Genomic DNA, 26187 nt, shown 5'->3' with positions numbered 1-26187 from the left:
TATAAATTCACCTTTTTACAGTTTTGCTTCCTTTATCCCTAATGCTCAAAAATTTATGATGCTCAGTAATTTTAATTTTGAATTAATAATCCTTATCTTTGCACCCACAAAATTTCTACAATGTCTAAATCATTAATTCCAAAATTAGAAGCTATAAAACAAAGATATAATGAGGTTGCAGACCTTATTATACAGCCTGATGTCATTTCAGACCAAAAAAGATATTCTTCTTTGAACAAAGAATATAGTGATTTGGGGAAAATTGTAAGAGTTTATGATCAGTATAAAGGAGCGCTGGACAGTATTGCAGAATCTGAAGAAATTATCGCAGACGGTTCAGACAGAGATTTGGTAGATCTTGCTAAAGAAGAAAAGCTGGAAGCTCAGGCTAAAATTCCAGGATTGGAAGAAGAGCTGAAAGTATTACTGATTCCTAAAGATCCTGCCGATGACAAAAACGTTATCGTGGAATTACGCGCCGGAACAGGTGGTGATGAAGCAGCTATCTTCGTGGAAGATATCTACAGAATGTATACCATGTATTTCAAAACAAAAGGATGGAGACATGAAGTAACAGATTCTAATGAAGCAGCAAAGGGATACAAGGAATTGATTATGAAAGTGGAAGGAGAAGGTGTTTACGGAATCATGAAATTTGAATCCGGAGTTCACCGTGTACAGCGTGTACCTGAAACAGAATCTCAGGGAAGAGTGCACACCTCTGCCATCACAATTGCTGTTCTTCCGGAAGCTGAAGAAGTAGATTTTGAATTGAATCCGGCTGATATTGAAATGCAGACCTCACGTTCAGGAGGTGCAGGAGGTCAGAACGTAAACAAAGTTGAAACGAAAGTTCAGCTTACCCATAAGCCTTCAGGACTTGTAGTGGTATGTCAGCAGGCTCGTTCTCAGTTAGCTAACCGTGAGTTGGCGATGGAAATGCTAAGAACAAAATTATACGATATCGAATTGCAGAAAGTACAGGGAGATATTGCTGCACAGCGTAAATCTATGGTTTCTACCGGTGACCGTTCTGCAAAAATTAAAACATACAACTATCCTCAGGGAAGAGTTACAGATCATAGAATCAACAAGTCTATGTACAACCTTGATGCTTACATGAATGGAGATATTTCTGAAATGATTGATGCCGTAATCATGGCGGAAAATGCAGAGAAGATGAAGGGGGAAGAAGAAAATTATTAAAATTAAAAGAAATAAAAACTAAGCCTCTGATCCTTCAGGGGCTTTGCTTTTTCAAATAACTAAATATAAAATATACACTATGAAAAACTACAAAATTATTTTGCTGTTGCTGCTTACCATGATGGGGCAGCACCTTATGGCTCAAACTGAAGTAAAGAAACCTAAAGAAGCATTTGAGCTGTTCTTCGGAACTTTTGTGAATAATGACGACGCAGCATTGAATAAGCTGAATGATTATTTAAAACCAACAGTAGAAGGGCAGAATGCTTACCAGGTAGATTTTAAAGAAACTTCAAAAGAAATGATGAACGGCAGTGTAGAGAATTTCCTGTCTGCTTTCCCTAAGGCTACAGCTGCAGCTTGCAAAAAAGAGGCGGAAGAGTACTTCACCGCGATGTTTGGGAATTTTAAAACAGGAAAACTAACTGTTAAAAACGTAAAAGTTGTCCCGAATGAATACGTTGAAGGGCAAAAAATTGCAGAAATAAGTTATTCTGTAAGCTTTCTGGTTCCTTCAAAATTAACCTCCGGGCCAAAGGGTGATATTAGTAAAGTAAAAGCTGAGGATCTGAAAAAATATTTGATTCAGGCGGTTCAGGACTTCAAAAATGCTGATAAAACAGTAACAACCGATCAGAATTTTAATCTTTACGAACTTAAAGAAGGCGATAAAATATACTATTGGAACGGAAGTCCTGATGAGATTGTTACCAATCTTACCGACTTCTATTTTGAAAGCTTCGGAGCAAATGAATAGTTGAAAAACTATCCTGTAAAGAATAAAAAGTCCCAATGTAAAGGGGCTTTTTTTATTTCACATACTTTGCGTATTTTTGAGAAAAACCGATCAGTATGAATTTTAAACCTATATTGTTAACCGCTGGAGTTTTATTTTCAGCATCTTTTTATTCTCAGAAAATGATTTATCCTAAGGCATTAAAAGGAAGCCAGACAGATACCTATTTCGGAAATGCGGTTTCTGATCCTTTCAGAGATTTGGAAAACGATTCGGAACCTACAAAAAAATGGGTAGATGAAGAAGTTGCTTACAGTCAGAATTATCTTTCTAAAATTCCGTTCAGGGATAAAATTAAAAATCAGTTGAAGGAAATCTGGAACTATGAAAAAATTTCAGCCCCTTTCAAAGAGGGAGATTATACCTATTATTATAAAAACGATGGTTTGCAGGCGCAGTCTGTTTTGTACAGAACAAACAACAAGACCAATGCTACAGAAGTATTTTTAGATCCTAATAAATTTTCGGAAAAAGGAACGACTTCTCTTTCCAATCTTTCATTCAATAAAAAAGGGAACCTTGCTGCTTACTCTATTTCTGAAGGAGGAAGTGACTGGAACAAGATTATCATCATTGATGCTGTTACCAAAAAACAGATTGATGAGACTTTACTGGATGTAAAATTCAGTGGAATTTCATGGCAGGGAGATGAAGGATTCTATTATTCAAGCTACGATAAACCGAAAGAGGGAACTGTGCTTTCCGGTATGACAGATAAACACAAAGTATACTTTCATAAATTGGGAACAAAACAATCTGAAGATAAATTGATCTTTGGAGGAGATAAAACACCAAGAAGATACTTAGGTGCAGGTGTTTCTGAAGATCAGAGATATCTGATCATCTCCGCAGCTAATGCTACCAATGGTAATGAATTGTATATCAAAGACCTTCAGAAAGGAGGAGACTTTGTACAGATTGTAAACGGATTTGATATCAATGCCAGTATTGTAGATACACAAGGTGATGATCTTTTCATTTTTACAGACAAAGATGCTCCAAATATGCGTCTTGTAAAAACAACAATAAGCAATCCTGCTCCGGCCACATGGAAGGATGTAATTCCACAAACTGAAAATGTGTTAGGAATTTCTTCAGGCGGTGGATATTTCTTTGCAACCTATATGATTGATGCCATAGATCAGGTAAAACAGTTTGATAAAGCTGGAAAACTGATCAGAGAAATTGCGCTTCCAGGTAAGGGAAATATTTCAGGATTCGGTGGAAAAGAAAAAGAGAAAGATGTTTACTTTTCTTTCAGCAATTATATTACACCGGGAACCACTTATAAATTCAATGTAGACTCAGGAAAATCTGAAGTGTATCAAAAACCTAAAGTGAAGTTTAATCCGGATGATTATGTTTCAGAACAGGTATTCTATACTTCAAAAGACGGTACAAAAGTTCCTATGATGATCAATTATAAAAAAGGAACTAAGCTTGACGGTAAAAATCCTACTATCCTATACTCTTACGGAGGTTTCAACATCAGCTTACAGCCTTCGTTCTCTGTAGTAAATGCTATCTGGATGGAAAATGGCGGTATTTACGCTGTTCCAAACATTCGTGGAGGAGGTGAGTATGGTAAAAAATGGCACGATGCCGGAACAAAACAACAAAAGAAAAATGTTTTTGAAGACTTTATTGCTGCAGGGGAATATCTTCAAAGCAAAGGATATACTTCAAAAGAATACATGGCTCTTTCAGGAAGATCAAATGGAGGATTATTGGTTGGTGCAACAATGACGATGAGACCGGATCTTGCTAAAGTAGCCTTCCCGGGAGTTGGTGTTTTGGATATGTTGAGGTATAATAAATTTACAGCCGGAGCAGGATGGTCTTATGACTATGGTACTGCAGAAGACAGTAAAGAAATGTTTGAATACCTTAAATCCTATTCTCCTGTACACAATGTAAAAGCAGGAACTTGCTACCCATCTACTATGATCATTACCAGTGATCATGACGATAGGGTTGTTCCTGCTCACTCATTCAAATTCGGTGCAGAGCTTCAGGAAAAACAAGGATGCAAAAATCCTATCCTTTTAAGAATTGAAAAGAACGCAGGTCACGGGGCGGGAAGAGCAACAGATCAGGTAATCAGTGAAAATGCAGATCTTATTTCATTTGCTTTATTTGAGATGGGAATAAAGAAATAACTCTAAAAAAATATAGTATTTATAAAGCCAGCTTTTTTGTTGAAAATTAGCTGGCTTTTTTATGGAGTTATTGTTTATATTCCTTATTTTTATGACGGATATTAAAAGTTTATTAATTCTAAATTAATTAAGTAATTATGAAAAAAAGAATTTTACTGGTTTGTGCTTTGGCCGCTGGGCTGTCTAGCTTTAATGCACAGAGGTGGGAGCCGGCTTCACAAAGAACGTCTCAAATCAGAAAAGAAGTGGAAGTACAGTATTCTTACAGATTTGACTTGCAGTCTCTTAGGAATATTTTAAAAGATGCCGTAGAAACAGGAAAAGGAGCTCAGGCTGTTGTAGTTTCTCTACCTACAGCAGAAGGGAAAATTGAAAAGTTTGCAGTATATAGTGATCCTGTTATGGAAAAATCTATGGCAGACAGATATCAGTTAGGATCTTATGTAGGGGTAGGGATAGATGATCCTGGTAAATATGTAAGATTCAGTACTGCGCCTACTGAAATGCAGTCAATGATTATCAAAGACGGAAAGTTTCAGTTCATAGAACCTATTACTACAGATAAACAGATTTATGGTGTTTTCTATAAAACAAACAGAACAGAAAGCGAACACGGATTTGAATGTGCTACAGAAGAAAAGAATTTTAAAGACATAAAAGCATTAGAAGCTAATGGAAAAAAGACTCTTTCTAACGTAGGAATAACCAACAGACCATCAAGTACAAAATTCAGAACTTACAGATTGGCAGTTTCTGTTACAGGAGAGTATACCCAATATTTTATGAATTTGGCAGGTGTACCAGCTACAGCTACAGATGATCAAAAGAGAGCCCCGGCATTGGTTGCTATTAACAATACGATGAGCCGTGTGAATGGAGTATTTCAAAAAGATTTTGGAATAAAATTATTGGTTCAGAATTTCCCAAATATTATCTATACAGATCCAAATACAGACCCTTATTCAATTGCTGATGATGGCGTAGATGGAGCTTGGAATCTGGAACTTCAGAATGCTATGACAGCTGAGGTAACCAATGCAAACTATGATATCGGACACTTATTCGGTGCTTCAGGAGGAGGTGGAAATGCCGGATGTATCGGTTGTATATGTGTCGATCCAACCACTAGTGTACCTGCGGGTAAAGGATCAGGATTTACTTCACCATCTAATAATATTCCAAGTGGAGATTCTTTTGATATTGATTATGTAGCTCATGAAATGGGGCATCAGCTAGGAGGGAATCATACATTTTCAAATAAATCGGAAGGAAGTAATGTTAATGTAGAACCAGGAGGAGGAACTACTATTATGGGATATGCGGGGATTACAAGTGATAATGTTCAAATGTCTTCAGATGCCTATTTCCACTATAAATCCGTGGATCAGATTTTAACGAATTTAGAAGGTAAGCCTGCAACATGTGGTACGTCAGAAAATATTACTAATAATACACCACCTGTAATAGCGGCACTTACGTCATATACAGTTCCTAAAGGAACCGCCTATTATCTTGATGCATCCGCAACAGATGCAGAAGGAGATGCTATTAATTACACATGGGAACAGACAAATAGTGTTACCGCCCTAGCTTCAATTTCCGGAGATACAGGATGGGGATACAATACACAGGGTGCTTTGACAAGATCCCGTTTTGGAACAGCTAGTGGAAGAAGATATTTCCCAAGCCTTCCTCTAGTGATGAATGGAATTCTTACGAATAAAACAGACGCAGCAAATAATCCAAACCCAAACTGGGAAACTGTATCTTATGTTCCTAGAACTTTAAGTTATGCCGTAACTGTTAGAGATCAAAATGCACAAAGACCAATGCTATCTTCTTCAGAGGTTAATACAGTTATTGGTAATGATGGTCCTTTCAAATTTAATGGACTTACTGCATCATCGGTACTGTATAAAAATGCTAATAACGTTATTCAGTGGGAAGTAGCCAATACAAATACAGCTCCTTATAACTCACCTAACGTAAAGATTGATTATACTTCAGATAATGGAGCAACCTGGACAGACTTAGTAGCTTCTACACCTAATACAGGTAGCTTCACAGTGCAGATGCCAAATACAATTACGACACCAATTAAGTTGAGAGTATCATCAATTGGTAACGTTTTCTATGCTGTTTCTCCTCAGGTTACTGTTGCAGATGCACCTACTTCTACAACTGCTGCTCCAACAGGGCTTACAACAATAAGCACAGAGGTGTTTAAGACAACAGCCAGAGCATCTTGGAATAGCGTACCTGGAGCAACTTATTCTGTTAACTATAGAAAACAAGGCGTTTCAAGCTGGTCAAATACAACAAGTACAACGAATTCAGTTGTATTAACAGGTCTTGAAGATGAAACAAATTATGAAGTACAGGTAGCAGCTGTGGTAAATAGTGTTCCTGGTGCATTCTCTAATAATTATGTATTTAAAACAAATGGCTTAAAGACTGGAATAGATTACTGTATAATGAATTCGGGGACATCGTATGTCGGAGCAATCAGAAAAGTAACAATATCAAACCTTGTTTATGATGATCCTTCATTAAGATCATATAAAGATTTATCTGAGGATCCTAGTAAGATTGTTAATTTGGTTCAGGGAACAGCATACGCTATTACACCTGTAGTGAGACAAGCATTTAGTAACTCGAATGTTCCTTTAAATCTTTCTGTTTGGATTGATTATAACAGAAATGGAGTGTTTGAGATATCTGAAAGAGTAATTACTGTTTCAGGAGGAGTTCCTCCAGGTAGTGTAAGTTTTGGAGCACAAAACTTTACAGTGCCTTCAACAACATATGCTGGAGATAAGCTTTTAAGAATGAGAATTGTTACTAAGTATAATACTGCTGCTTTAGCAAGTGCATGTGGAGACATCTCAACTGGAGGAGGTTCAGTAATGGATCTGCCTGTGAAAATTACAGGTACTCTTGCCGTAAACGAAACAAAAGATGTAAAATCAACTGAAATTTCAATTTACCCGAATCCTGCAGATACTTTCGTAGAAGTGAAAAACCTTAAAGGAAAAGCAGATTATAAAATCTATACTGCTGACGGAAGATTAGCTCAGGAAGGACAGATTGATGGACAAAGAATTAATGTTGCTTCATTAATCAAAGGTATGTATGTAATCACTATCAAAGATGATAAAAATACTTACAATACGAAGCTTATCAAAAAATAAGCAGACGATATACCAATAAGAAAGGCCGGGCATTTGCCCGGCCTTTTTCTTTCCCTAAAAACTGGAAAAACAGAACGTTAACAGAAGTTTCATGTTTCGTTCAAAAAAATTAACTTTACGGAGACAAAAATAATTGGAATGCGAAAGACAATTTCTGTGAAAAAACCGGATTTTAGTGTATCACCTCAGGAAAGAGAGATTTACAATTTTGAAAAAGACGGGCTTGAACTCAAATCATCCTATGAGAAAAAAGATGTAAAAGATGAATCCTTAACACAGACTTCTCCAGGAATTGCTCCCTATCTGAGAGGACCGTATTCCACTATGTATGTTCAAAAACCATGGACGGTCCGCCAATATGCAGGGTTTTCTACTGCCGAAGAATCCAACGCTTTTTACAGAAGAAATCTTGCTGCAGGTCAGAAAGGACTTTCAGTAGCATTTGACCTCGCAACACACAGGGGATATGACTCTGACCATTCAAGGGTGGTGGGAGATGTAGGAAAAGCAGGAGTTGCCATCGACTCTGTGGAAGACATGAAAATCCTTTTCAATGAAATTCCACTGGATCAGATTTCAGTATCCATGACAATGAATGGAGCCGTACTTCCCATTTTGTCTTTCTATATCGTAGCCGCAGAAGAACAAGGCGTAAAACAGGATTTGCTTTCGGGAACTATTCAGAATGATATTTTAAAAGAATTCATGGTAAGAAATACTTACATCTATCCGCCTGCACCTTCCATGAAGATCATCGCAGATATTTTTGAATACACTTCGCAAAATATTCCCAAATTCAATTCTATTTCTATTTCAGGATACCATATGCAGGAAGCAGGTGCTACACCAGTACTTGAAATGGCATACACACTGGCAGACGGACTTGAATATGTAAGAACAGGAATAAAAGCAGGAATGAACGTAGACGATTTCGCACCAAGGCTATCTTTCTTCTGGGCAATCGGGATGAATCATTTCATGGAAATTGCTAAAATGCGTGCTGCAAGATATATCTGGGCAACCCTTTTAAAACAGTTTAATCCTCAGAATCCAAAATCTCTTGCATTAAGAACCCACTCCCAGACTTCTGGATGGTCTCTGACAGAGCAGGAACCTTTCAATAATATTACAAGAACAGCTATTGAAGCTTTATCTTCAGCATTAGGAGGAACACAGTCACTGCACACTAATGCACTGGATGAAGCTATTGCCCTTCCTACAGACTATTCTGCAAAAATTGCAAGAAATACACAGATCATTCTTCAGCAGGAAAGCGGAATATGTGATGTGGTAGATCCGATGGGAGGAAGCAACCTTGTAGAAAGCCTTACTCAGCAAATGATCGAAGAAGCGATGAGGTATATTGATGAGGTAGAACAGGAAGGAGGAATGACCAAAGCTATCGAAGCCGGAATTCCAAAAATGAGAATTGAAGAAGCTGCAGCTAAGAAACAAGCGAAAATCGACAGTGGAGAAGAATTCATTATCGGAGTGAATTCATTCAAATCCTCATTAAAACAAGACCAAATAGAAATCTTAGATATTGATAATACAGAAGTCCGCAGAAAACAGATCGAAAGACTGAATACTATCAAAGCTGAAAGAAATACCGATGCTGTTGACCAAATCCTGAATGAAATCCGCGAAAGCGCCAAAACAGGAAAAGGAAACCTTCTAGCATTATGTATCGAAGCAGCAAGAAGAAGAGTTACCCTTGGCGAAATGAGTGATGCCATGGAAGAAACCTTCGGAAGATATAAAGCAAATATTAAAACAATTTCTGGTGTATACGCAATGAATGCCGGTAAAAACGAATATTTTGAAAAAGCCCTTAATCTGACTCAGAAATTTGAAGAAGAAGAAGGACGCCGCCCAAGGCTTATGGTAGCTAAAATGGGACAGGATGGGCATGACAGAGGAGCAAAAGTAGTAGCAACAGCATTTGCCGATATGGGATTTGATGTGGATGTGGCTCCATTGTTCCAGACACCGGAAGAAGTAGCTAAGCAGGCCGTGGAAAATGATATTCATATTTTAGGAGTATCTTCATTAGCGGCCGGGCACAAAACATTAGTTCCGCAGGTAGTGGAAGAATTATCCAAACTGGGAGCAGATGATATTACCATCGTTGTAGGAGGAGTAATTCCCCAACAGGATTATGAATTCCTTTATGCCAATGGTGCTGACTTTATTTTCGGACCTGGAACCAACCTTCCGAAATGTGCAGTGGAAATTCTGGAAAGATTTTTAGAAAAATAAACAGAAAAGTTTTAATTTCAACATAGAAATTAAAACGTAACCTATGAATCTGAAAAATATGTAGCAAGAATAGACTTTTCCGATCATCTGAACTATTGGAATTTTGACTTTCCCGCACTCATGATCACCGATACTTCTTTCTTCAGAAATAAAAACTACCATGAAACCACAGATACTTTGGAAACATTAGATACAAAGAGAATGACAAAAGTGATTGATGCCATTTTTCTCAGCATTATTCACCTTAAGTGAAAAAAATATTTTTGATTTTCAGAAAAATTTATATATTTGCACCTGAAAATCAAGTTTAACCAATTAAAACAACGAAGCAATGTTCAGAACAAATCAGAATTCTACAGTTGGATTGCCACTTATGGTGGTAAGGCTTCGCGGTTTGGTACATTCTTAGAATAACAGTACAATACAATATCAAAACCCGAAGTCGTAGAGATTTCGGGTTTTTTATTGCGCAATATTTCAAACTCCCAGGTTTACCCGAAATCTTTTTTTAGTGTCATTACAGACAAAATAGGATGAGTTATACACCCTCAAAACTATTGCTGTCTATTATTAATCCATTCAACTAGTATTTTAGTTGATTAAAAGTTGTGTGAGATAAAAATGAACTTTTACTATCTCACATCAGACTTCTGTGAACAATGGAAAATGATAACCTTCTGTTTTCCCGGCTGAGAAGCGTGAGAAGCAGAAAAAGAACAATTAGAAAAGATGTAGAAAAGCAGATAAGAAAAAAATATCAACTTAGTGATGAACTTTGGGACATAAGACGAAATACCCCATGGATTCCTTTGGATAAACCTTATCAAAGAGGATTTGTAAGATTCTTTGCGGTAAGGGAAGATGTAATGAGATCTAAAGATGGAGATTTCTTTGAAGAAATTTTGAAGAAGATCAATACTTACATGTATTCTGAAAGCCGTCAGTTTTTGAAAAAGAAAAGAAAATTCGGGCGAAGAATATATGTAGCGAAAGAACAAAAGCTCAAACAGATCTCTTCATATTCCTGGAATGATCCAAAATTTGGTCTTACGCCAAGGGAGAGACAGTATTTTTTGAAACAGGAAGAATACTGTTCTGGCCGGAAGACTTATGTGCCTTACTACGAATTTACCGAATCCTGGAGATTTATCCTGCGTACAAGACCCAATATGATTACCCACTATAAGCCTGTAAACTTTGAATTAGAAAAAGAATGTGCAGAACTGGACGATTATTTGGGGCAGTATAAAATTGTAGGAATTATCCACAAAACAATTTATGGCAGATCATATCCATGGAAAAGGAAAAGAGAAGATATTCCACTTATCAAAAGCAGGAAATATGTTACCTGCACAATGTCTGCAACAGAGATTGCAGAAAGCTTACAGGACTTATAGGTCCAACTGTTATTTAAAACTAAAACAATGGGAAATTTAAAACTAAAAGGAAAAGATATATTAAAACTGGGCTATCCAAATAATCAAAGCGTAAACGTAGCATTGGAAGTCATGAAAAGAAATTTTGCAACGAAAAATATTCATCACGTAAAATCTCTTTTAAAGGAAATCCTGCTGAATCCGGAGAATTTTGAAAAAGATCTCACCTTCGGACAAATTGCAGAAACCCTTCTTTCATCCAAAAAAACAGAAAAAAGAATGCTGAATTCACAGCGTGCTGCATTTCAGATTTTTGGAAACAATATTTCAGAAGAGGCAAAAAATCAGTTATACACTGCTTTGAAACTGCCTATTTCTACTCAGGGAGCATTAATGCCTGATGCCCACAGCGGGTACGGACTTCCAATAGGAGGAGTTCTGGCAGTGGAAAATGCAGTAATCCCTTACGGAGTAGGAATGGATATTGGCTGCAGAATGAGCCTCAGCATTTTGGATACACCCGTTTCATATCTTGAAGGAGCAAGAGATAAATATGAAAAAGCTCTTGCCGAACATACAAAATTTGGAATGTATGAAACGCATAAATCTCACATAGATCATGAGATTTTCGAAAGAGATACATTCGATATGATCCCGATCTTAAGAAGATTAAAGGGAAAAGCAATCAAACAGATGGGATCCTCGGGCGGAGGAAATCATTTTGTAGAATTCGGAGAAGTGGAAATCACCGAAGAAGACGAACAGATTGGCCTGCCGAAAGGAAAATATCTGGGAATCTTATCTCACAGCGGTTCGAGAGGTCTCGGAGCAGAGATCGCACAGTATTACTCAAGAGTGGCAACAGAACAGTGCCCGTTACCAAAAGAAGCTCAAAACTTCGCCTGGTTGGACCTTAGCACACACCTTGGACTGGAATACTGGACAGCGATGAATCTTGCCGGAGATTATGCTTCAGCCTGTCATGACGATATCCACAGAAGGCTGGTAAAAGCAGTCGGTGGAAGAGTAAAAGCCAGAATTGAAAACCATCACAACTTTGCTTGGAAAGAAATCCATAACGGTAAAGAAGTGATTGTTCACCGCAAAGGAGCTACTCCTGCCAATGAAAACGAACTGGGAATGATCCCAGGATCTATGACAGCAAAAGGATTCATTGTTCGCGGAAAAGGAAACCCGGAATCTCTGAATTCAGCATCACATGGCGCCGGAAGAGCCCATTCAAGAGGAGAATGCAGAAGCCTTTTCACTCAGCATGATATTAAAAAAGAATTAAAGCTTAAAAATGTCATACTGATGGGCGGAAATGCAGAAGAAGCACCTATGGCCTATAAAGACATCAACGAAGTGATGAATGCACAGAGCGAATTGGTAGATATTCTGGGAACTTTCCAGCCAAGAATTGTGAGAATGGACAGATAATTAATCTAATATTTTACAGCCTTATAGGTTTCCAAAACCTATAAGGTTTAAAATGTTCAATAAAAAAACAAAAAATGGGAGCACCACATAACATAAAAAGATACGGTGAAATCTGGCCGGAATTCAGAATCCAGTCAGGACTCGAAATTTTAGATAAATTAAAAGAAAAAGTCATCATATCAGGTGGCTGGGCATGGCATTTCATGTCTGAAACAGGACATACAGAATACAAACATGCTCATGACCACAAGGATATTGATGTTTTTGTAAAAAAAGAGAATATAGCAGAAGTAGTTATCATTCTTCAGCAGGAAGGATTCCAGAAAGTCTGGACCCGATATGACCATCTGCCGAGTGAGGAAAACTTTCGCAGGTATGAGAAAACAGTAGAACTGGAAAACGAAAAATTTCACAGAATTACCATAGATTTCTTTGAAAGAGATGACCTTGAAACTATCGAAACCCATGGGTTTACCGTTGTGAAACCTGATATTTTACTTTCATTTTACAGAAATATTCATTCCAGTGACAAATGCTGGGCAGTAATGGCTGCAAAAGATTTATTACAAAAGGGGATAGATCCGGTAGGGCACCCTTTATTAAGCAAAATGCCAACATAAAAAATGGAAAAATTAATACAGATCACTTCAGGAAGAGGTCCTTTAGAATGCCAATGGGTAGTAGCAAAGGTTCTGAAGACCTTTCTTGAAGAGGCAAAACAAAATACAATAGAATACGAAATCATTCATCGTGAAAATGGTGATGAAAACCTGACATTAAAGTCTGTGACCATACTTTTAAAAGGAAAAGACCTAACCTTATTTTTAAAAAACTGGCTGGGAAGCATTTGCTGGACAGGAAAAAGTACATTCAGGAAATTGCACAAAAGAAGCAATTGGTTTATCGGAATCTTTGAACTTGAAGATGTAAAAATGATAGATTTCAATGAAAAAGATATCCGTTTTCAAACAACGAGAAGTCAGGGAAGCGGCGGGCAAAATGTAAACAAGGTGAATACTGCTGTACGCGCCACTCATATCCCTACAAGAGAAACAGTGTTTGTACAGGACTCGCGCTCACAGCTGGAGAATAAAAAATTATCCGTTATCAGACTCAAAGAAAAGGTAATGGCTGGTTATATTCAACAACTGGAAAGAAAGCTGAAAGAAACCTGGTCTCTTCAGATGCAGGTAGAACGTGGAAATCCGGTTCGGACATTTTCAGGAACAGATTTTAAAAAGAATTATGAAGACAGGACGTTCAGAAAACAAAGGAATGTCTTAAAAAATGAACTCAAAAACTACAGAAATGACCTTAACTAAAAGTAAATATTATTTTGAAGCATTAGACTACTTTCCATTCAATCTTTCTGAATGCCTGGATGCGCTTAACTATGCTTTGTCTTATGAACCTGAAGATGCCGACAGCCTTTGTCTGATGGGAAGAGTATATTCAGAAGAATTGAAGGATTATGAAACAGCTAAAAATTACTTTGATGAAGCCATGCAGAGTAACATTGGAAATATCAATACTCCCAAATATTACATTGAATGTCTTTTGAATAATGAAGATTATAAAGAAGCAGAAAAATTAATTGAATTTGCTCTTAAGATAAAAGGAATTGATAAGGCTGAAATCCTGAATTGTAAATCTTTCTTACTGGAAAGAAAAAACGAGTATAAATTAGCCTTGGAAGTGCTTAAAGAAGCCAAACAATTCACTTGCTGCAAAACTACGCTTGAAGTACTTGAAGAACGAGAAAAATTTGTGAGAGCAAAAGCAGCCAGAGCCAGAACAAGAAAAAAGACGGAATAATCTGTTTTAAACCATATTTAAAAAAAATAAGCTTTCGTTAGAAAGCTTATTTTTTATTTACAGAGATCAAATAGTCATACACCATTTGATGCTGGTCATCAGTCAGTTTAGCCTTTGGAGCCATTCTGCTTAAAGTGTTGATCCATCCCTTGTCGTCATGCTTGGTAGGTTCTGGCAGCTTATGACATTTTGCACAGGAGTTTTCAAAAATGGTTTTTCCCTGTGTCAACTGCTCAGATGACGTATACTTTGGCCCTGTTACAGCCACACTTTTTGGTCCGCAGGATACCAGAAATGCTGATGCTGCGATACCAGTTAAGATGAGTTTTTTCATACTATATTTTTGTTTGATGATTACTTCTTCACAGAAACAATATAATCATAAACCCATTGGTGCTGCTCATCCGTCAGTTTTGCCTTTGGAGCCATAGAATTCATGATTCCTACCCATTGTACAGGATTATGTGAAGCAGGATCAGGTAACTTATGACATCTTCCACAAGAGTTTTCGAAAATAGTTTTCCCTTGAGCAATCTGTTCTGCAGTAGATGTTGAAGTTCCTGCAGTAGTAGCGGATGTAGAAGCTTTCGGCGTACAGGAAACCAGCAAAATAGCAGTAAACGAAGCCGCAGCAATGAGTTTTTTCATGTTTCTTCTTTTTGATATATAACAAATGTAATAAATTCCTTAAGCCTTTGATACAGGGCGTTCTAGTTTTAATTTAGAAGAAATAAAAATTAAATTCGTGAAAAATCGGTAATTCAGAATGAAGACAATTTTAAGTCTTTTGCTTCATCATTGTAGGCCAGCTATTGATCATTCCCATTTTAATTATTAATTTTGAATTAATGAAATTTTCTACAGAAGAGCTAATAGAAGGAATACAGTCAGGAAACAAACGCCTGATTGCAAAAGCTATTACATTGGTTGAAAGTAAAAAAGCAGAGCACAGGGTACAGGCAGAAGACCTTTTGAAGAAGATCATGCCCCATACCGGAAACTCTGTGAGAGTGGGAGTAACAGGAGTTCCCGGTGCCGGAAAATCCACTTTTATAGAAAACTTCGGCCGGTTGGTTATTGCACAAGGCAAAAAAGTGGCAGTTTTAGCTATAGATCCAAGTTCTGCAATCAATAAAGGAAGTATTTTAGGAGATAAAACCAGGATGGAAGAACTTGCGAAAGAAGAAAATGCGTTCATACGTCCTTCCCCAAGCTCAGGTTTTCTGGGCGGAGTAGCCAATACTACTTTTGAAACAATGATGATCTGCGAGGCCGCGGGCTACGATTATATTTTAATAGAAACCGTAGGAGTAGGTCAGTCAGAAGTTCTGGTAGCAGATATTACCGATGTTTTCTTATTCCTTAAAATCATTGGAGGAGGAGACGAACTCCAGGGAATAAAACGCGGTATTATGGAAATGGTAGACCTTATTTTCATCAATAAAGTAGATCAGGACAACCTCCAGAAAGCAAAAAATACAAGACTGGAATTGAAAAGAGCGCTGGATTTTATTCCACCGAAAGAAAAAGGCTGGAAAATTCCGGTTTTATTAGGTTCTGCCCTTCATAACGAAGGATTACAGGAAGTTTATGATGCAATTTTCGAATTTATTGATCTGAAAAAGAAAAGCGGTCGTTTTGAAGAAATCCGTGTTCAGCAGGCTGAGAAACGGTTTGAATATTGGGTTCAGGAATATATTTTATCCCTGATGAAGAAGAGCGATGCCGTGGAAGAAGCTTATCATATGCACAAAAAAAATGCTTCAGCTATGGTTTCCAATCCAAGTACTGAAGCAAAATTATTTGTTGAAAAATTTCTATCTAATGAAAACAGAGATTAAGGTTTCTCTTTTTCCTGTTTTACCTCAGTTTTAGAAATATATCCGTCATAACTAATCGGTTGTCTGTCGTTACTTCTCATAGAAACGAAAGCCTTGCCGTTTTTGAAAATTTCAATATTCACTTCATCAATAGTTCTTACATCATTAGGCTTGAACTTTAAAGTCCATTTTCCTTTTTTATTCTGAGTTTTACTTACGGTAAAATCTTTTGAGGTAAATCTGTAGCTGTTATCGCTGGTATTTCCATAAGATGGGTTGAATACCCTTCCGAAATAAGGCAGCACTACATCCAGCGTATTTTTACTTACATCAATGGTGTAATCTCCGTTCAGGTTAAGTATTCTTGTGGCGGTAGCATTAGGCATTGAATTCATGACATTGATAACGTCATAATTCGTAGGATTGGCTCTTTCTGCATGGAACGTAAACTCCTGAGAATTGATTAACGTATCCACTGTTTTCGGATCTGATGAACCCTGTGAAGCACAGCTCTGAAAAAAGAACAGAAATCCAAAAATCATCAGTAAAGAAATATACTTTTTCATAATGATATAATTATTACATTTAAATAGCAAAATGTATGCAAATATATTCTTTCTGAATTATTTTGGAATAAAAATTGTTAAGGTTGAATTATTAACACTCAAACTATGAAAGTTACACATCTATTAGGAATGGGAGCTATTGCTCTGTCGGCTGTTGCCTGTACTACAAACCCGATTACTGGAAGATCGTCTTTACAGCTGGCCAACAACTCGGAAATTTTAACAATGTCTTCGCAGGAATACAAGACGACATTGTCTAAAGGTAAGGTGATTACCGGTACGGCAGATGCAAAGAGAGTGGTAAATGTAGGAAACAGAATTAAAAGCGCTGCAGAAAGATATTATCAGAGTATAGGAAGATCAGCAGATCTTGCGAGCTACAGCTGGGAATTTAATCTTCTGCAAAGCAGCGAACTGAATGCCTGGTGTATGCCTGGTGGTAAAGTAGCCGTCTATACCGGAATATTACCGGTTACAAAAGACGATAACGGACTTGCCGTAGTAATGGGACATGAGGTTTCCCATGCGTTGGCAGGCCACGGAAATGAAAGAATTTCTCAGGCAATGGTGGCCCAGTACGGAGGTGCTATCCTGGGAGGAACAATCTCAAATTCACAATGGGCCAGTGTTTTCCAGAAGGTATATCCTATCGGTTCACAGGTGGCGTTATTGAACTACGGAAGAGGTCAGGAATCAGAAGCTGATGAAATGGGGCTTTACCTGATGTCTATGGCAGGATATGATCCAAGAGCGGCAATCCCTTTCTGGAACAGAATGGAAGCGGCATCTACAGGAGCAAGACAACCAGAATTCTTGTCTACCCACCCGAATCCGGAAACAAGAATTTCAGATATCAATAAGGATCTTCCGAAAGCTTTAGAATATTATAAGGCTGCGGGAGGAAAAATATAATTAGAATTTTAATCTTGAATAAGGCCTTATTAAATTTTTAGTAAATTTGGTAAGGCTTTTTTATGTAACCACCTAAACACAATATTATGAAGAGTTTATCAATTACCGGACTTATACTTTTGGCTGTTTCTGCATTACTTTTCTATTTAACTACTGACTTTGCCGTAGAACAAATAAAAATTTCCCACATTATGGGCATAATGGCAGGAGTAGGAATAGGGCTTATCATTGGAGGAATGGTAGGCTATGTAAGCAAAGGAAGTGCTATAAAAGCGGAACAGAAGAAAAAAGAATTCAAACAGCTTCAGAAAGACAAAGAAGAGCTTGAAAAACAGGCTGCAGATATTGCAAAACGCCAGGCTGAACTTGAAGAACAAAATAAAAACCCTCAAATTTAATTTGAGGGTTTAAAGTTGTTATTTCAATATCTGATTAGAATTTATATCCTAAACCTACCATAAACAGGTTAGGTCTGTTATCATATCTGATTTCCGAACCGGAAACTCTGTTGATAAAGTTTCTTTCGTCTTTACTGAAAGCTCCTTCATATCTTGCATTTACAATAAGCTTTTTGATTTCAAGCTGTGCTCCAAACTGATAACCTACTGTAAAGTCATTTTTAGCATTTTCTTTGAAATCGTTGTAAGTATTATCTTTATTTAAATTAAAGCTCCCAACAGGTCCTACAAAAACACCTAACATATTTCCCAAAAGGTTATATCCTAAAAGAACCGGAACATCTATACGGTTGCTTTTAACATCAAAAGTAGTGTTCTCTGTAGTAAACTCATTTTTGAAGTGAGTATAATAGATTTCCGGCATCACAAACAATGAAGTAGGAAGACCTACTTTTAATGAAAGGCCGACATTGAAACCTACATTATTTTTACCTGTTCCGTCAATGGCATCATTCACTGTTCCTTTAATATTGGACCATGAAGGTGAGCCGGTAGGAAAAATTAAGTTAGCCTTACCTGCCAGTGAAATCTGTGCAGAAGCCCACATTGAAAATCCTATTAACGCTATACTAAGTACCTTTTTCATTATCGTCTATTTTTGTAGTTGTAGTTTCAATCGTTTTATTATTCTCAAGTAAATATTCTCTCAGCTCTTTAAACAGTTCTGAAGAATAAACGAAATCAATCAGATTTTTATTGCCTGCGGTAATCAGGATGTCTTTATTCCCTTCCCATTCTTTGATTCCCAGCCTTAGGTATACAATTTTCTCGCCAATCGTCATTACAGAGTTCATGTCGTGAGTATTGATGATGGTTGTTGTATTATATTCTTTTGTGATTTCGTAAAGAAGATCATCAATTACCTTTGAGGTATAAGGATCAAGCCCGGAATTGGGCTCATCACAGAACAGGTATTTGGGATTGTTGACAATCGCCCGGGCAATAGCAACTCTTTTCTGCATTCCTCCTGAGATCTCTGAAGGGTATTTTTTATCTGCCTTATCAAGATGCACTCTTCCTATAACTTCAAAAACCCTTTTCTTTTTTTCTCTGTAGGTAAGATTGGTAAACATATCAAGAGGAAACATAATATTCTCTTCCACAGTTAAAGAATCAAATAATGCACTTCCCTGAAATAGAGTCCCGATTTCTGAACGGAGATGTTGTTTTTCATCTCTGTTCATGGTATTGACATCCCGGCCGTCAAACAGAATTTCTCCTGAAGATGGCATATAGACATTCAATAAACTTTTTAAAAAAACGGTTTTCCCGGAACCACTCTGCCCAATAATTAAGTTTACCTTTCCTTTATCAAATGAAGTTGAAATTCCCTTAAGTACTTCAACATCACCAAAACTTTTCTTAAGATCTTTTACCTCAATCATCAGCTTAATATTAATTGGGTTAAAATTAATTCAGAAATGATAATAAATACCATTGTCCATACTACTGCCTGCGTACTGGCTCTTCCCACTTCCAGAGATCCTCCTTTCACAAAATATCCGAAATAGGAAGGAACTGTTGCAATGATAAAAGCGAAAACTATAGTCTTGCTAAATGCATAGTAAATAAATAAATTAGGCATATACATTTGAATACCAACAATATAGTCGTTTTCCGTCCAGTTTCCTGTTAAAATCCCGGCAATATAACCTCCACCAATACCAAATACGATACTGATAGCAATAAGAAGAGGATTAAACAGCATACAGGCAATAATTTTAGGAAGTATCAGAAAATTGGGTGAATTTACTCCCATGATGTCCAATGCATCAATCTGCTCAGAAACTCTCATTGTTCCAATACTGGAAGCAATATATGAACCTACTTTACCCGCCAGAATCAGACTGATAATAGTAGGGGCAAATTCCAAAACCAAAACCGCCTTCGTAGCATATCCCACAAATGAAGGTGGAATAGGAAAAGAAGAAGCATCAAAGTTATTGAACATCTGAATAGCCACTACAGCTCCAACGAATATGGATGTGAAGATGACAAGTCCGAAAGAATTTACTCCCAAATCATTAATTTCTCTCATGAACAGCTTCCAGAAAACCCTCATTTTCTGAGGCTTCCGCAGGGATTTTCCCAAGAGGATCATGTATTCCCCTACTGCTGTGAAAAACTTTTTTAACATAGTGCTAAATTAGACTTTTTTATTTAATTAGGCTAGAGTCAAGAATAAGACTAAAGCCTGGTTTTGTGTTAAAATTATTTCAATATTGGTCTGAACCTGTTCTTTATTTTGCGTTTTTATCTCCACCTATAACCAGGAAAATGGTTTTTAAAATAATCACCAGATCGAGTACAAAACTCCAGTTTCTTACATAAAAAGCATCGGCCAGGACTCGTTTTTTCATCTCTACTTCCACATCTCCGAAGTCACCCCGAAGTCCATTTACCTGTGCTAATCCTGTGATACCAGGGCTTACCATACTTCTTAAGCTGTATCTCCCGATTTTTGGTTTATAATAATTATCAACGGAAAGCATATGAGGACGCGGCCCTACCACAGACATTTCTCCTTTCAGTACATTGATAAATTGTGGAAGTTCATCAAGACTGGTTTTTCTTAAAAACTTACCCACTTTGGTAATCCTTGAATCATTTACCGATGTGGTTTTGGTTGTGGATTCATCATTCACAACCATTGTTCTGAATTTAAAGCAACTGAATACCTCTTCATGGAAACCATATCTTTTCTGAAGGAAAAATACGGGACCTTTGGAGGTTGCCTTGATTAAAACCGCAATGATCGGGAATACCCAGGAGCAGATAAAAACCAGCATAACAACAGAAAACACAATGTCAAACGTCCTTTTCATCAGGAAATTAGAATAATAATCCAAAGGATATCTTGCCTGGTTAAGGACCGGCTGGGTTTGTATATATCCAAGATCATACAGGAAAAAATCGCTTTGTGTGATACTGGGAATCAATGAAATATGAATTTTATTATCCTCTGCCAATTTGAAAATCTCATTCTCAATCCATTCACTATAAGAATTTTCCATCGATAAAAACAAAGTATGAATCCCGTTCTTTTTCCAGAAAGTAACCAGTTCATTGATATTGATATCAGAATTTTCATATTCAAATATTCTGTATCCGTAGTCTTTACGGTCTGTAAAAATATTTTTCAGGATCTCCGTGGAGTGGCTGTCTCCTAAAAACATCACATTCCTGTAATTGGCTCCAATGGATCGTAAATATTTGATTGCGAAATAGATAAAAGATTTCGTCAGAAATATGAAAATAAAAAGATAAAATGAAAGCCAGTATATATCCGAATTGAAAAATACATTTTTACTTACCTTTCCTATAAGCAGTACGCCAAGTATAAAAAAGAGGAAGTGGATTAAAAGGCGTTCAAGAAACAAGGTATAAGTAAGGTTCCTCGGAATGTTGTATATTTTTGTCCTACCGCTAAGAAGCACCCAGAACAAAAACAACAGAATCAGAGAAAAAATATTCTGATACCAGGTTTCTTTATGGTATTTTAAACTTTCGTTTCTGCTTATAAAAAAGAATATGAAGATAGATGCAATAACCATGAGGTCAAGCAACATAATGATCGATTTCAGGTATCTAGAGTATCGAATTCTCTGCATCTATCGGTATTATAGCGGATAAGCCCAGCTAATTTAAGCTTTTTTACGGGATATTCAGATATTTGTGAGTCTGAACTGAAGCCCGCCATTCCGGATGTTCCAGGATGAAATCTGTGATCTTAGGATACATATCATCTCTTTTGCTCCATTCACTCTGAAGATAAAGCTTACAGTTTTCAGAAACTTTTGCAGCCTGTTCCTGTGCAAACGTAAAGTCATGCTGATTGAAGATAATGACTTTAAGCTCATGGGCTTTTTGATAGATTTCTTCTTTAGGCAGTCCCGTTTTCTTTGGCGAAAGGGTGATCCAGTCCAATTGCCCGCTCATAGGATAAGCTCCTGAAGTTTCAATATGCACTGTACATCCCAGCTCTTTCAATCTGGAAGTCAGTACTTCTAAGTTCCACATTAGGGGTTCACCACCCGTCAGAACAATTGTTTTACAATGTTTTGCAGCCATTTCTGCAATTTCTACTGTATTCATTAGAGGATGGAGTTCCGGATCCCAGCTTTCTTTTACATCACACCAGTGACATCCTACATCACAACCTCCCAACCTGATAAAATAAGCGGCTTTTCCGGTGTGTGCTCCTTCTCCCTGCAAAGTGTAAAAATGCTCCATTACAGGGAGCATTTTACCTTCTTTTAATAAAATATCTTCTTCTTTATTCATCTTAAAATTAGTCGTTATAGACCGAAGTTTTGTAAGCAATGATGGTGTTTTTCATCAACATCGCTCTTGTCATTGGGCCTACTCCTCCAGGTACCGGCGTAATCCAGCTTGCTTTTTCTGCGCAGCTGTCAAAATCTACGTCACCTGCAAGGTAATATCCTTTTGGAGAATCATTATCTACTCTGGTAATACCCACGTCAACAATTACTGCTCCTTCTTTAATCATATCTCCTTTTAAGAAATGAGGATCTCCCAAAGCGGTAATTACGATGTCTGCTTTTCTCGTATATTCTTCAATGTCTTTCGTATATGAGTGTGTAAGGGTAACGGTAGAGTTTCCAGGGAAGTCTTTTCTTCCCATCAGAATACTCATTGGTCTTCCTACAATTTTACTTCTTCCGATAATTACACAGTCTTTCCCTTTAGTTTCAATATTATATCTTTCTAATAATGTTAAAATACCGAAAGGAGTCGCCGGTAAGAAAGTATCCATTTCAAGAGCCATTTTTCCAAAGTTTTCAGGGTGGAAACCATCCACGTCTTTTCTTGGATCAATTGCGTTGATAATTTTTTCCTGATCAATTTGATCTGGTAAAGGCAACTGAACGATAAATCCGTCAACCGCTTTAGATTTATTAAGCTCGTCAATTTTTTCCAATAGTTCAGATTCCGAAACTGTACTTGGAAATTTAATTAAGCTGGATTGAAATCCTACTTCCTCACAGTCTTTAACTTTAGAGTTTACATAGGCTTTGCTTGCTCCATTATTTCCTACAAGAATAGCTACCAAATGAGGTGCTCTTCTTTTGCTTGCGAGAATCTTTTCTACTTCAACCTTGATCTCTGCTTTAATTTCCTTGGATACTTTAAGTCCGTCAAGAATTTCTGCCATTTTTACTTTTTTACTTTATAGATTTACTTTTACTTTCTTTTTACTTACTATTTGTTGTCCTTATAGTAATTAATCAATCCGTTGGTTGAGCTGTCATGAGAGCTTACCGCTTCATTATTCTCAAGCTCAGGAAGGATTTTATTGGCTAATACTTTTCCTAATTCCACTCCAAACTGGTCAAAGCTGAAAATATTCCAGATTACTCCCTGAACAAAAATTTTGTGTTCATATAAAGCAATCAACTGGCCTAATGAAAAAGGAGTTAACTCTTTGAATAATATGGAGTTCGTAGGTGTGTTTCCGTGGAAGACTTTGAAATTGATCAGTCTGTCTATTTCTTCATCAGATTTTCCTGCATTTCTAAGCTCTTCTTCAACCTCTTCTTCAAGTTTTCCGAAGGCAAGTGCTTCAGTCTGAGCGAAAAAGTTAGCTAATAATTTATCCTGATGATCCGATACTTTATTCGGACTTTTTGTATAGGCAATGAAGTCTGCCGGAATCAATTCTGTTCCCTGGTGGATCAATTGATAGAATGCGTGCTGACCGTTTGTACCTGGCTCTCCCCAGATGATCGGCCCTGTTTCATATTCTACGAATTCACCGTTTCTGTCTACACATTTTCCGTTACTTTCCATATCTCCCTGCTGAAGATAAGCAGCAAACCTATCCAGATATTGAGAGTAGGGTAAGATTGCATACGTAGTTGCTGCATAGAAATTACGATACCAGATTCCCAGAAGTCCCATTAATACAGGAACGTTTTCAGAGAAATCTGCAGTCTGGAAGTGCTGGTCAGTATCAAAAGCACCTCTTAGAAGCTGTTCGAAGTTTTCATATCCTACAGAAAGTACAATACTTAATCCGATAGCACTCCAAAGAGAATATCTTCCGCCTACCCAGTCCCAGAACTCAAAAATATTTTCTTCTGCAATTCCGAACTTCTTAACTTCTTCAATATTAGTAGATAAAGCAACAAAATGCTTTGCTACATCTTCCTGTTTTCCGGCCTTCAGGAACCAGTCCTTTGCTGAGTTTGCATTAGTCATTGTTTCCTGAGTCGTAAAGGTCTTGGAAGCAATGATGAATAAAGTGGTTTCAGGATTTAAATTCTTCACCACTTCTATGATATGATTTCCATCCACATTGGAAACAAAATGAACGTTTAATCTTGTTTTAAAATGCTTTAAAGCCGAACAAACCATCACAGGACCCAAATCTGACCCCCCGATACCGATGTTTACTACATCTGTGATCTCTTTTCCGCTGAAACCTTTGTGCTCTCCTGAAATAATTTTTTCAGAAAAAGATTTCATGTGATCAAGAACTCTTTTGATCTGTGGTTTGATATTTTCTCCGTCCACAAGAATTTCACGGTCTGAGAAATCTCTTAATGCCGTATGCAGCACAGCTCTTCCTTCTGTTTCGTTTATTTTATCACCGGAGAACATTCTGGAAATGGCATCTTTTAACTGACTTTCTTCAGCCAATTGTAATAAAAGATCCTTCGTTCTTGAATCGATTAAATTTTTAGAATAATCAAAAAGATAGTTGTCCTTTTGCAGGGAAAATTCATTAAAACGGTTCGGATTATATTGGAAAAGAGTCCTAAGGTCAAAGTCATTTCCACCGAAGTGTTCGTCAAGTGCTTTCCAGCTGTTAGTTTGTGTTGGATTTATTTTTGATAGCATATTACAGAATTTTTATCGTTCAGAAAATCATGTATCGGATGAAAATAGCTCATAATCCATAATGATTTATTTCTGATTTGCAAATTTACGGAAAAATAAAACCTCAGATAAATTTGAAGACGATAAATAACATTTTTTTAAAGAACAAAACCTCAGAGTTCATCTGAGGCTTTATAAAAAGTGTTTTGTGATAAGAATTTAAGATCTTATTCATCCATTTCGTTCAGGATGTTTTCCAGTTTTTTGGCGCTTCCTCCATAGATATATTTTGTCCATAGAACGATACTTGTAATGACTCCTAAAGTCCCTAGCAGTACGGCGATGATTAATCCTTGTTGATGAGAAGCGGTGAGTTCTGTTAAAGATTTTCCCTGCTCTTGCATTGTGTTATAAATGACAAGTCCTATTGTTACCAGAAAATGAGGGAGCAATAAAAACCCGAAAGACTGGTATCGCTCCATATTTAGTCGCAGTTCATGGTATATCTTCCAAAGGCTGTTTTTGGTGTTTCCGGTGTAGAGTTCCGTCTGCTTATAGAATTTATAAAATCCTAACAGATAATAAGATGAAATAACCACCATCATTGTATAAGACACATAATAAATAATGTACTGTGAAGATGGAAATTTAAACTGGAGAGGAAAAAATGCGATTAGAATAATAGCAAGAATCTGCATGGGAAATTCTCGTTTCATATTTTTCTGAATCTTTTCTATAGGGTGTTTGCTTTCCTTTAACTGTTCTATGGTATCAGGAATATGGACGTCGCTGTCTTCTTTATTCCATTGTTCTTTTAATTGATCAAAATTCATAGCCTGATTTTTTTATGATTTGCTGTATTTTTTCTTTTGTTCTGTTGAGTTTTACGCGGGCATTGCCTTCGCTGAGACCTAAGTTATTTCCTATTTCTTTGTGAGACATTCCTTCCATGAAATAAAATATGACGGCTTTTTCTAAAGGGTTAAGTTCCTGAACGGCAGTGTAGAAGATTTCCAGTTGCCTGTCCTTTGCGGGATTATAATCTTCCTGTTGTACTTCAAAATGAGAGGGAGCATCTGTATGGTTATTGGATCTCTGTTTTTCCTTTTTTAAATACGTAATCGCAGTATTAATGGCAACCCGGTACATCCAGGTGGAAAATTCACTGTTTCCTTTGAAGTTCTGATAGGATTTCCAAAGCTGGATAAGAATCTCCTGCTGCAGGTCTTCGCGGTCTTCTATAGAATCTGCATAGATCCGCGAGGTTTTATATAAAATACCTTTGTGCTGGTTGACAAGCTTTAAAAAAGCAGTTTCAGTGGGATTGCTCACAGTCTTTTCATGGT

At 37.1% G+C, this 26187-nt stretch carries 26 protein-coding genes; 14 read left to right on the top strand and 12 right to left on the bottom strand.

What is annotated here, in order from left to right:
* Positions 1-120: 120 nt before the first annotated feature.
* The 11 genes from prfA to KIK00_RS14255 all read left to right on the top strand — a co-directional run bounded on the left by prfA (position 121) and on the right by KIK00_RS14255 (position 14242).
* Positions 121-1206, top strand: coding sequence for a peptide chain release factor 1 (gene prfA / locus KIK00_RS14305; RefSeq protein WP_047377286.1), 1086 nt, complete (start codon positions 121-123; stop codon positions 1204-1206).
* A gap of 79 nt (positions 1207-1285) precedes the next feature.
* Positions 1286-1963, top strand: a complete 678-nt coding sequence (locus KIK00_RS14300) for a hypothetical protein (RefSeq protein ID WP_255813053.1) — start codon at positions 1286-1288, stop codon at positions 1961-1963.
* 95 nt (positions 1964-2058) lie between these two features.
* Entirely contained in the window at positions 2059-4161 is a 2103-nt protein-coding gene (locus KIK00_RS14295) for a prolyl oligopeptidase family protein (RefSeq protein ID WP_255813052.1), read from the top strand.
* A gap of 137 nt (positions 4162-4298) precedes the next feature.
* On the top strand, positions 4299-7352 hold the full coding sequence (locus tag KIK00_RS14290; RefSeq protein WP_255813051.1) for a reprolysin-like metallopeptidase: 3054 nt from the start codon (positions 4299-4301) through the stop codon (positions 7350-7352).
* Between the two features lie 138 nt (positions 7353-7490).
* Positions 7491-9611 (top strand): methylmalonyl-CoA mutase, encoded by a 2121-nt coding sequence (scpA, locus tag KIK00_RS14285; RefSeq protein WP_255813050.1) that lies wholly within the window; start codon positions 7491-7493, stop codon positions 9609-9611.
* A 120-nt stretch (positions 9612-9731) separates the two neighbouring features.
* Positions 9732-9863, top strand: coding sequence for a hypothetical protein (locus tag KIK00_RS14280; RefSeq protein ID WP_255813049.1), 132 nt, complete (start codon positions 9732-9734; stop codon positions 9861-9863).
* 407 nt (positions 9864-10270) lie between these two features.
* Positions 10271-11008 carry a hypothetical protein gene (locus KIK00_RS14275; protein WP_255813048.1) on the top strand — a complete coding sequence of 246 codons (738 nt, stop codon included), beginning with the start codon at positions 10271-10273 and terminating at the stop codon, positions 11006-11008.
* 27 nt (positions 11009-11035) lie between these two features.
* Complete coding sequence (locus tag KIK00_RS14270; RefSeq protein WP_255813047.1) at positions 11036-12427, top strand: RtcB family protein; 1392 nt, start codon at positions 11036-11038, stop codon at positions 12425-12427.
* Positions 12428-12501: 74 nt separating this feature from the next.
* Positions 12502-13047, top strand: coding sequence for a nucleotidyltransferase family protein (locus tag KIK00_RS14265; RefSeq protein ID WP_255813046.1), 546 nt, complete (start codon positions 12502-12504; stop codon positions 13045-13047).
* Between the two features lie 3 nt (positions 13048-13050).
* The gene (gene prfH / locus KIK00_RS14260) at positions 13051-13749 is read left to right on the top strand and encodes a peptide chain release factor H (RefSeq protein WP_255813045.1); all 699 of its coding nucleotides are present in this window, start codon (positions 13051-13053) and stop codon (positions 13747-13749) included.
* The gene (locus KIK00_RS14255; protein ID WP_255813044.1) at positions 13736-14242 is read left to right on the top strand and encodes a hypothetical protein; all 507 of its coding nucleotides are present in this window, start codon (positions 13736-13738) and stop codon (positions 14240-14242) included. Before prfH ends, KIK00_RS14255 begins: the two co-directional genes overlap by 14 nt.
* Before the next feature lie 46 nt (positions 14243-14288).
* Here the strand turns inward: KIK00_RS14255 and KIK00_RS14250 are convergent, their stop codons facing one another.
* Together KIK00_RS14250 and KIK00_RS14245 are read right to left on the bottom strand one after the other, a co-directional pair.
* Complete coding sequence (locus KIK00_RS14250) at positions 14289-14576, bottom strand: c-type cytochrome (RefSeq protein ID WP_255813043.1); 288 nt, start codon at positions 14574-14576, stop codon at positions 14289-14291.
* 20 nt (positions 14577-14596) lie between these two features.
* The gene (locus KIK00_RS14245; protein WP_062676044.1) at positions 14597-14890 is read right to left on the bottom strand and encodes a cytochrome c; all 294 of its coding nucleotides are present in this window, start codon (positions 14888-14890) and stop codon (positions 14597-14599) included.
* Between the two features lie 200 nt (positions 14891-15090).
* On the opposite strand from KIK00_RS14245, the gene meaB reads away from it, so the two are divergent.
* Positions 15091-16083, top strand: a complete 993-nt coding sequence (gene meaB, locus KIK00_RS14240; RefSeq protein WP_255813041.1) for a methylmalonyl Co-A mutase-associated GTPase MeaB — start codon at positions 15091-15093, stop codon at positions 16081-16083.
* Here the strand turns inward: meaB and KIK00_RS14235 are convergent.
* Positions 16080-16628, bottom strand: coding sequence for a DUF4251 domain-containing protein (locus tag KIK00_RS14235; protein WP_047377298.1), 549 nt, complete (start codon positions 16626-16628; stop codon positions 16080-16082). The two genes, meaB and KIK00_RS14235, sit on opposite strands and share 4 nt — an antisense overlap.
* 105 nt (positions 16629-16733) lie before the next feature.
* On the opposite strand from KIK00_RS14235, the gene KIK00_RS14230 reads away from it, so the two are divergent.
* Positions 16734-17540 (top strand): M48 family metallopeptidase, encoded by an 807-nt coding sequence (locus KIK00_RS14230; protein WP_255813038.1) that lies wholly within the window; start codon positions 16734-16736, stop codon positions 17538-17540.
* An 86-nt stretch (positions 17541-17626) separates the two neighbouring features.
* Complete coding sequence (locus tag KIK00_RS14225; RefSeq protein WP_149835431.1) at positions 17627-17938, top strand: hypothetical protein; 312 nt, start codon at positions 17627-17629, stop codon at positions 17936-17938.
* 34 nt (positions 17939-17972) lie between these two features.
* Here KIK00_RS14225 and KIK00_RS14220 read toward each other — a convergent pair whose 3' ends face one another.
* From KIK00_RS14220 to KIK00_RS14180, 9 genes are all read right to left on the bottom strand, one after another.
* The gene (locus tag KIK00_RS14220) at positions 17973-18584 is read right to left on the bottom strand and encodes an outer membrane beta-barrel protein (protein WP_047377301.1); all 612 of its coding nucleotides are present in this window, start codon (positions 18582-18584) and stop codon (positions 17973-17975) included.
* Complete coding sequence (locus KIK00_RS14215; RefSeq protein ID WP_047377302.1) at positions 18568-19383, bottom strand: ABC transporter ATP-binding protein; 816 nt, start codon at positions 19381-19383, stop codon at positions 18568-18570. The genes KIK00_RS14220 and KIK00_RS14215 overlap by 17 nt, the downstream gene beginning before the upstream one ends.
* A complete protein-coding gene (locus KIK00_RS14210) occupies positions 19383-20135 on the bottom strand; it encodes an ABC transporter permease (RefSeq protein ID WP_047377303.1) in 753 nt (250 codons plus the stop codon). The genes KIK00_RS14215 and KIK00_RS14210 overlap by 1 nt, the downstream gene beginning before the upstream one ends.
* A gap of 103 nt (positions 20136-20238) precedes the next feature.
* Complete coding sequence (locus KIK00_RS14205) at positions 20239-21609, bottom strand: exopolysaccharide biosynthesis polyprenyl glycosylphosphotransferase (protein WP_255813035.1); 1371 nt, start codon at positions 21607-21609, stop codon at positions 20239-20241.
* Positions 21610-21652: 43 nt separating this feature from the next.
* Complete coding sequence (locus KIK00_RS14200) at positions 21653-22282, bottom strand: 7-carboxy-7-deazaguanine synthase QueE (RefSeq protein ID WP_255813034.1); 630 nt, start codon at positions 22280-22282, stop codon at positions 21653-21655.
* A 7-nt stretch (positions 22283-22289) separates the two neighbouring features.
* Positions 22290-23174 (bottom strand): bifunctional 5,10-methylenetetrahydrofolate dehydrogenase/5,10-methenyltetrahydrofolate cyclohydrolase, encoded by an 885-nt coding sequence (locus KIK00_RS14195; protein WP_047377306.1) that lies wholly within the window; start codon positions 23172-23174, stop codon positions 22290-22292.
* Positions 23175-23221: 47 nt separating this feature from the next.
* Positions 23222-24862: a glucose-6-phosphate isomerase gene (gene pgi / locus KIK00_RS14190; RefSeq protein WP_255813033.1), complete on the bottom strand. Its 1641-nt coding sequence runs from the start codon at positions 24860-24862 to the stop codon at positions 23222-23224.
* A 206-nt stretch (positions 24863-25068) separates the two neighbouring features.
* Entirely contained in the window at positions 25069-25674 is a 606-nt protein-coding gene (locus KIK00_RS14185) for a hypothetical protein (RefSeq protein WP_255813032.1), read from the bottom strand.
* Positions 25664-26173, bottom strand: coding sequence for an RNA polymerase sigma factor (locus KIK00_RS14180; RefSeq protein WP_255813030.1), 510 nt, complete (start codon positions 26171-26173; stop codon positions 25664-25666). The genes KIK00_RS14185 and KIK00_RS14180 overlap by 11 nt, the downstream gene beginning before the upstream one ends.
* Positions 26174-26187: the final 14 nt, after the last annotated feature.

The organism is Chryseobacterium sp. MA9 (genome assembly GCF_024399315.1).
Taxonomy (GTDB): Bacteria; Bacteroidota; Bacteroidia; order Flavobacteriales; family Weeksellaceae; genus Chryseobacterium.
This window is presented reverse-complemented; position numbering and strand designations above follow the sequence as displayed.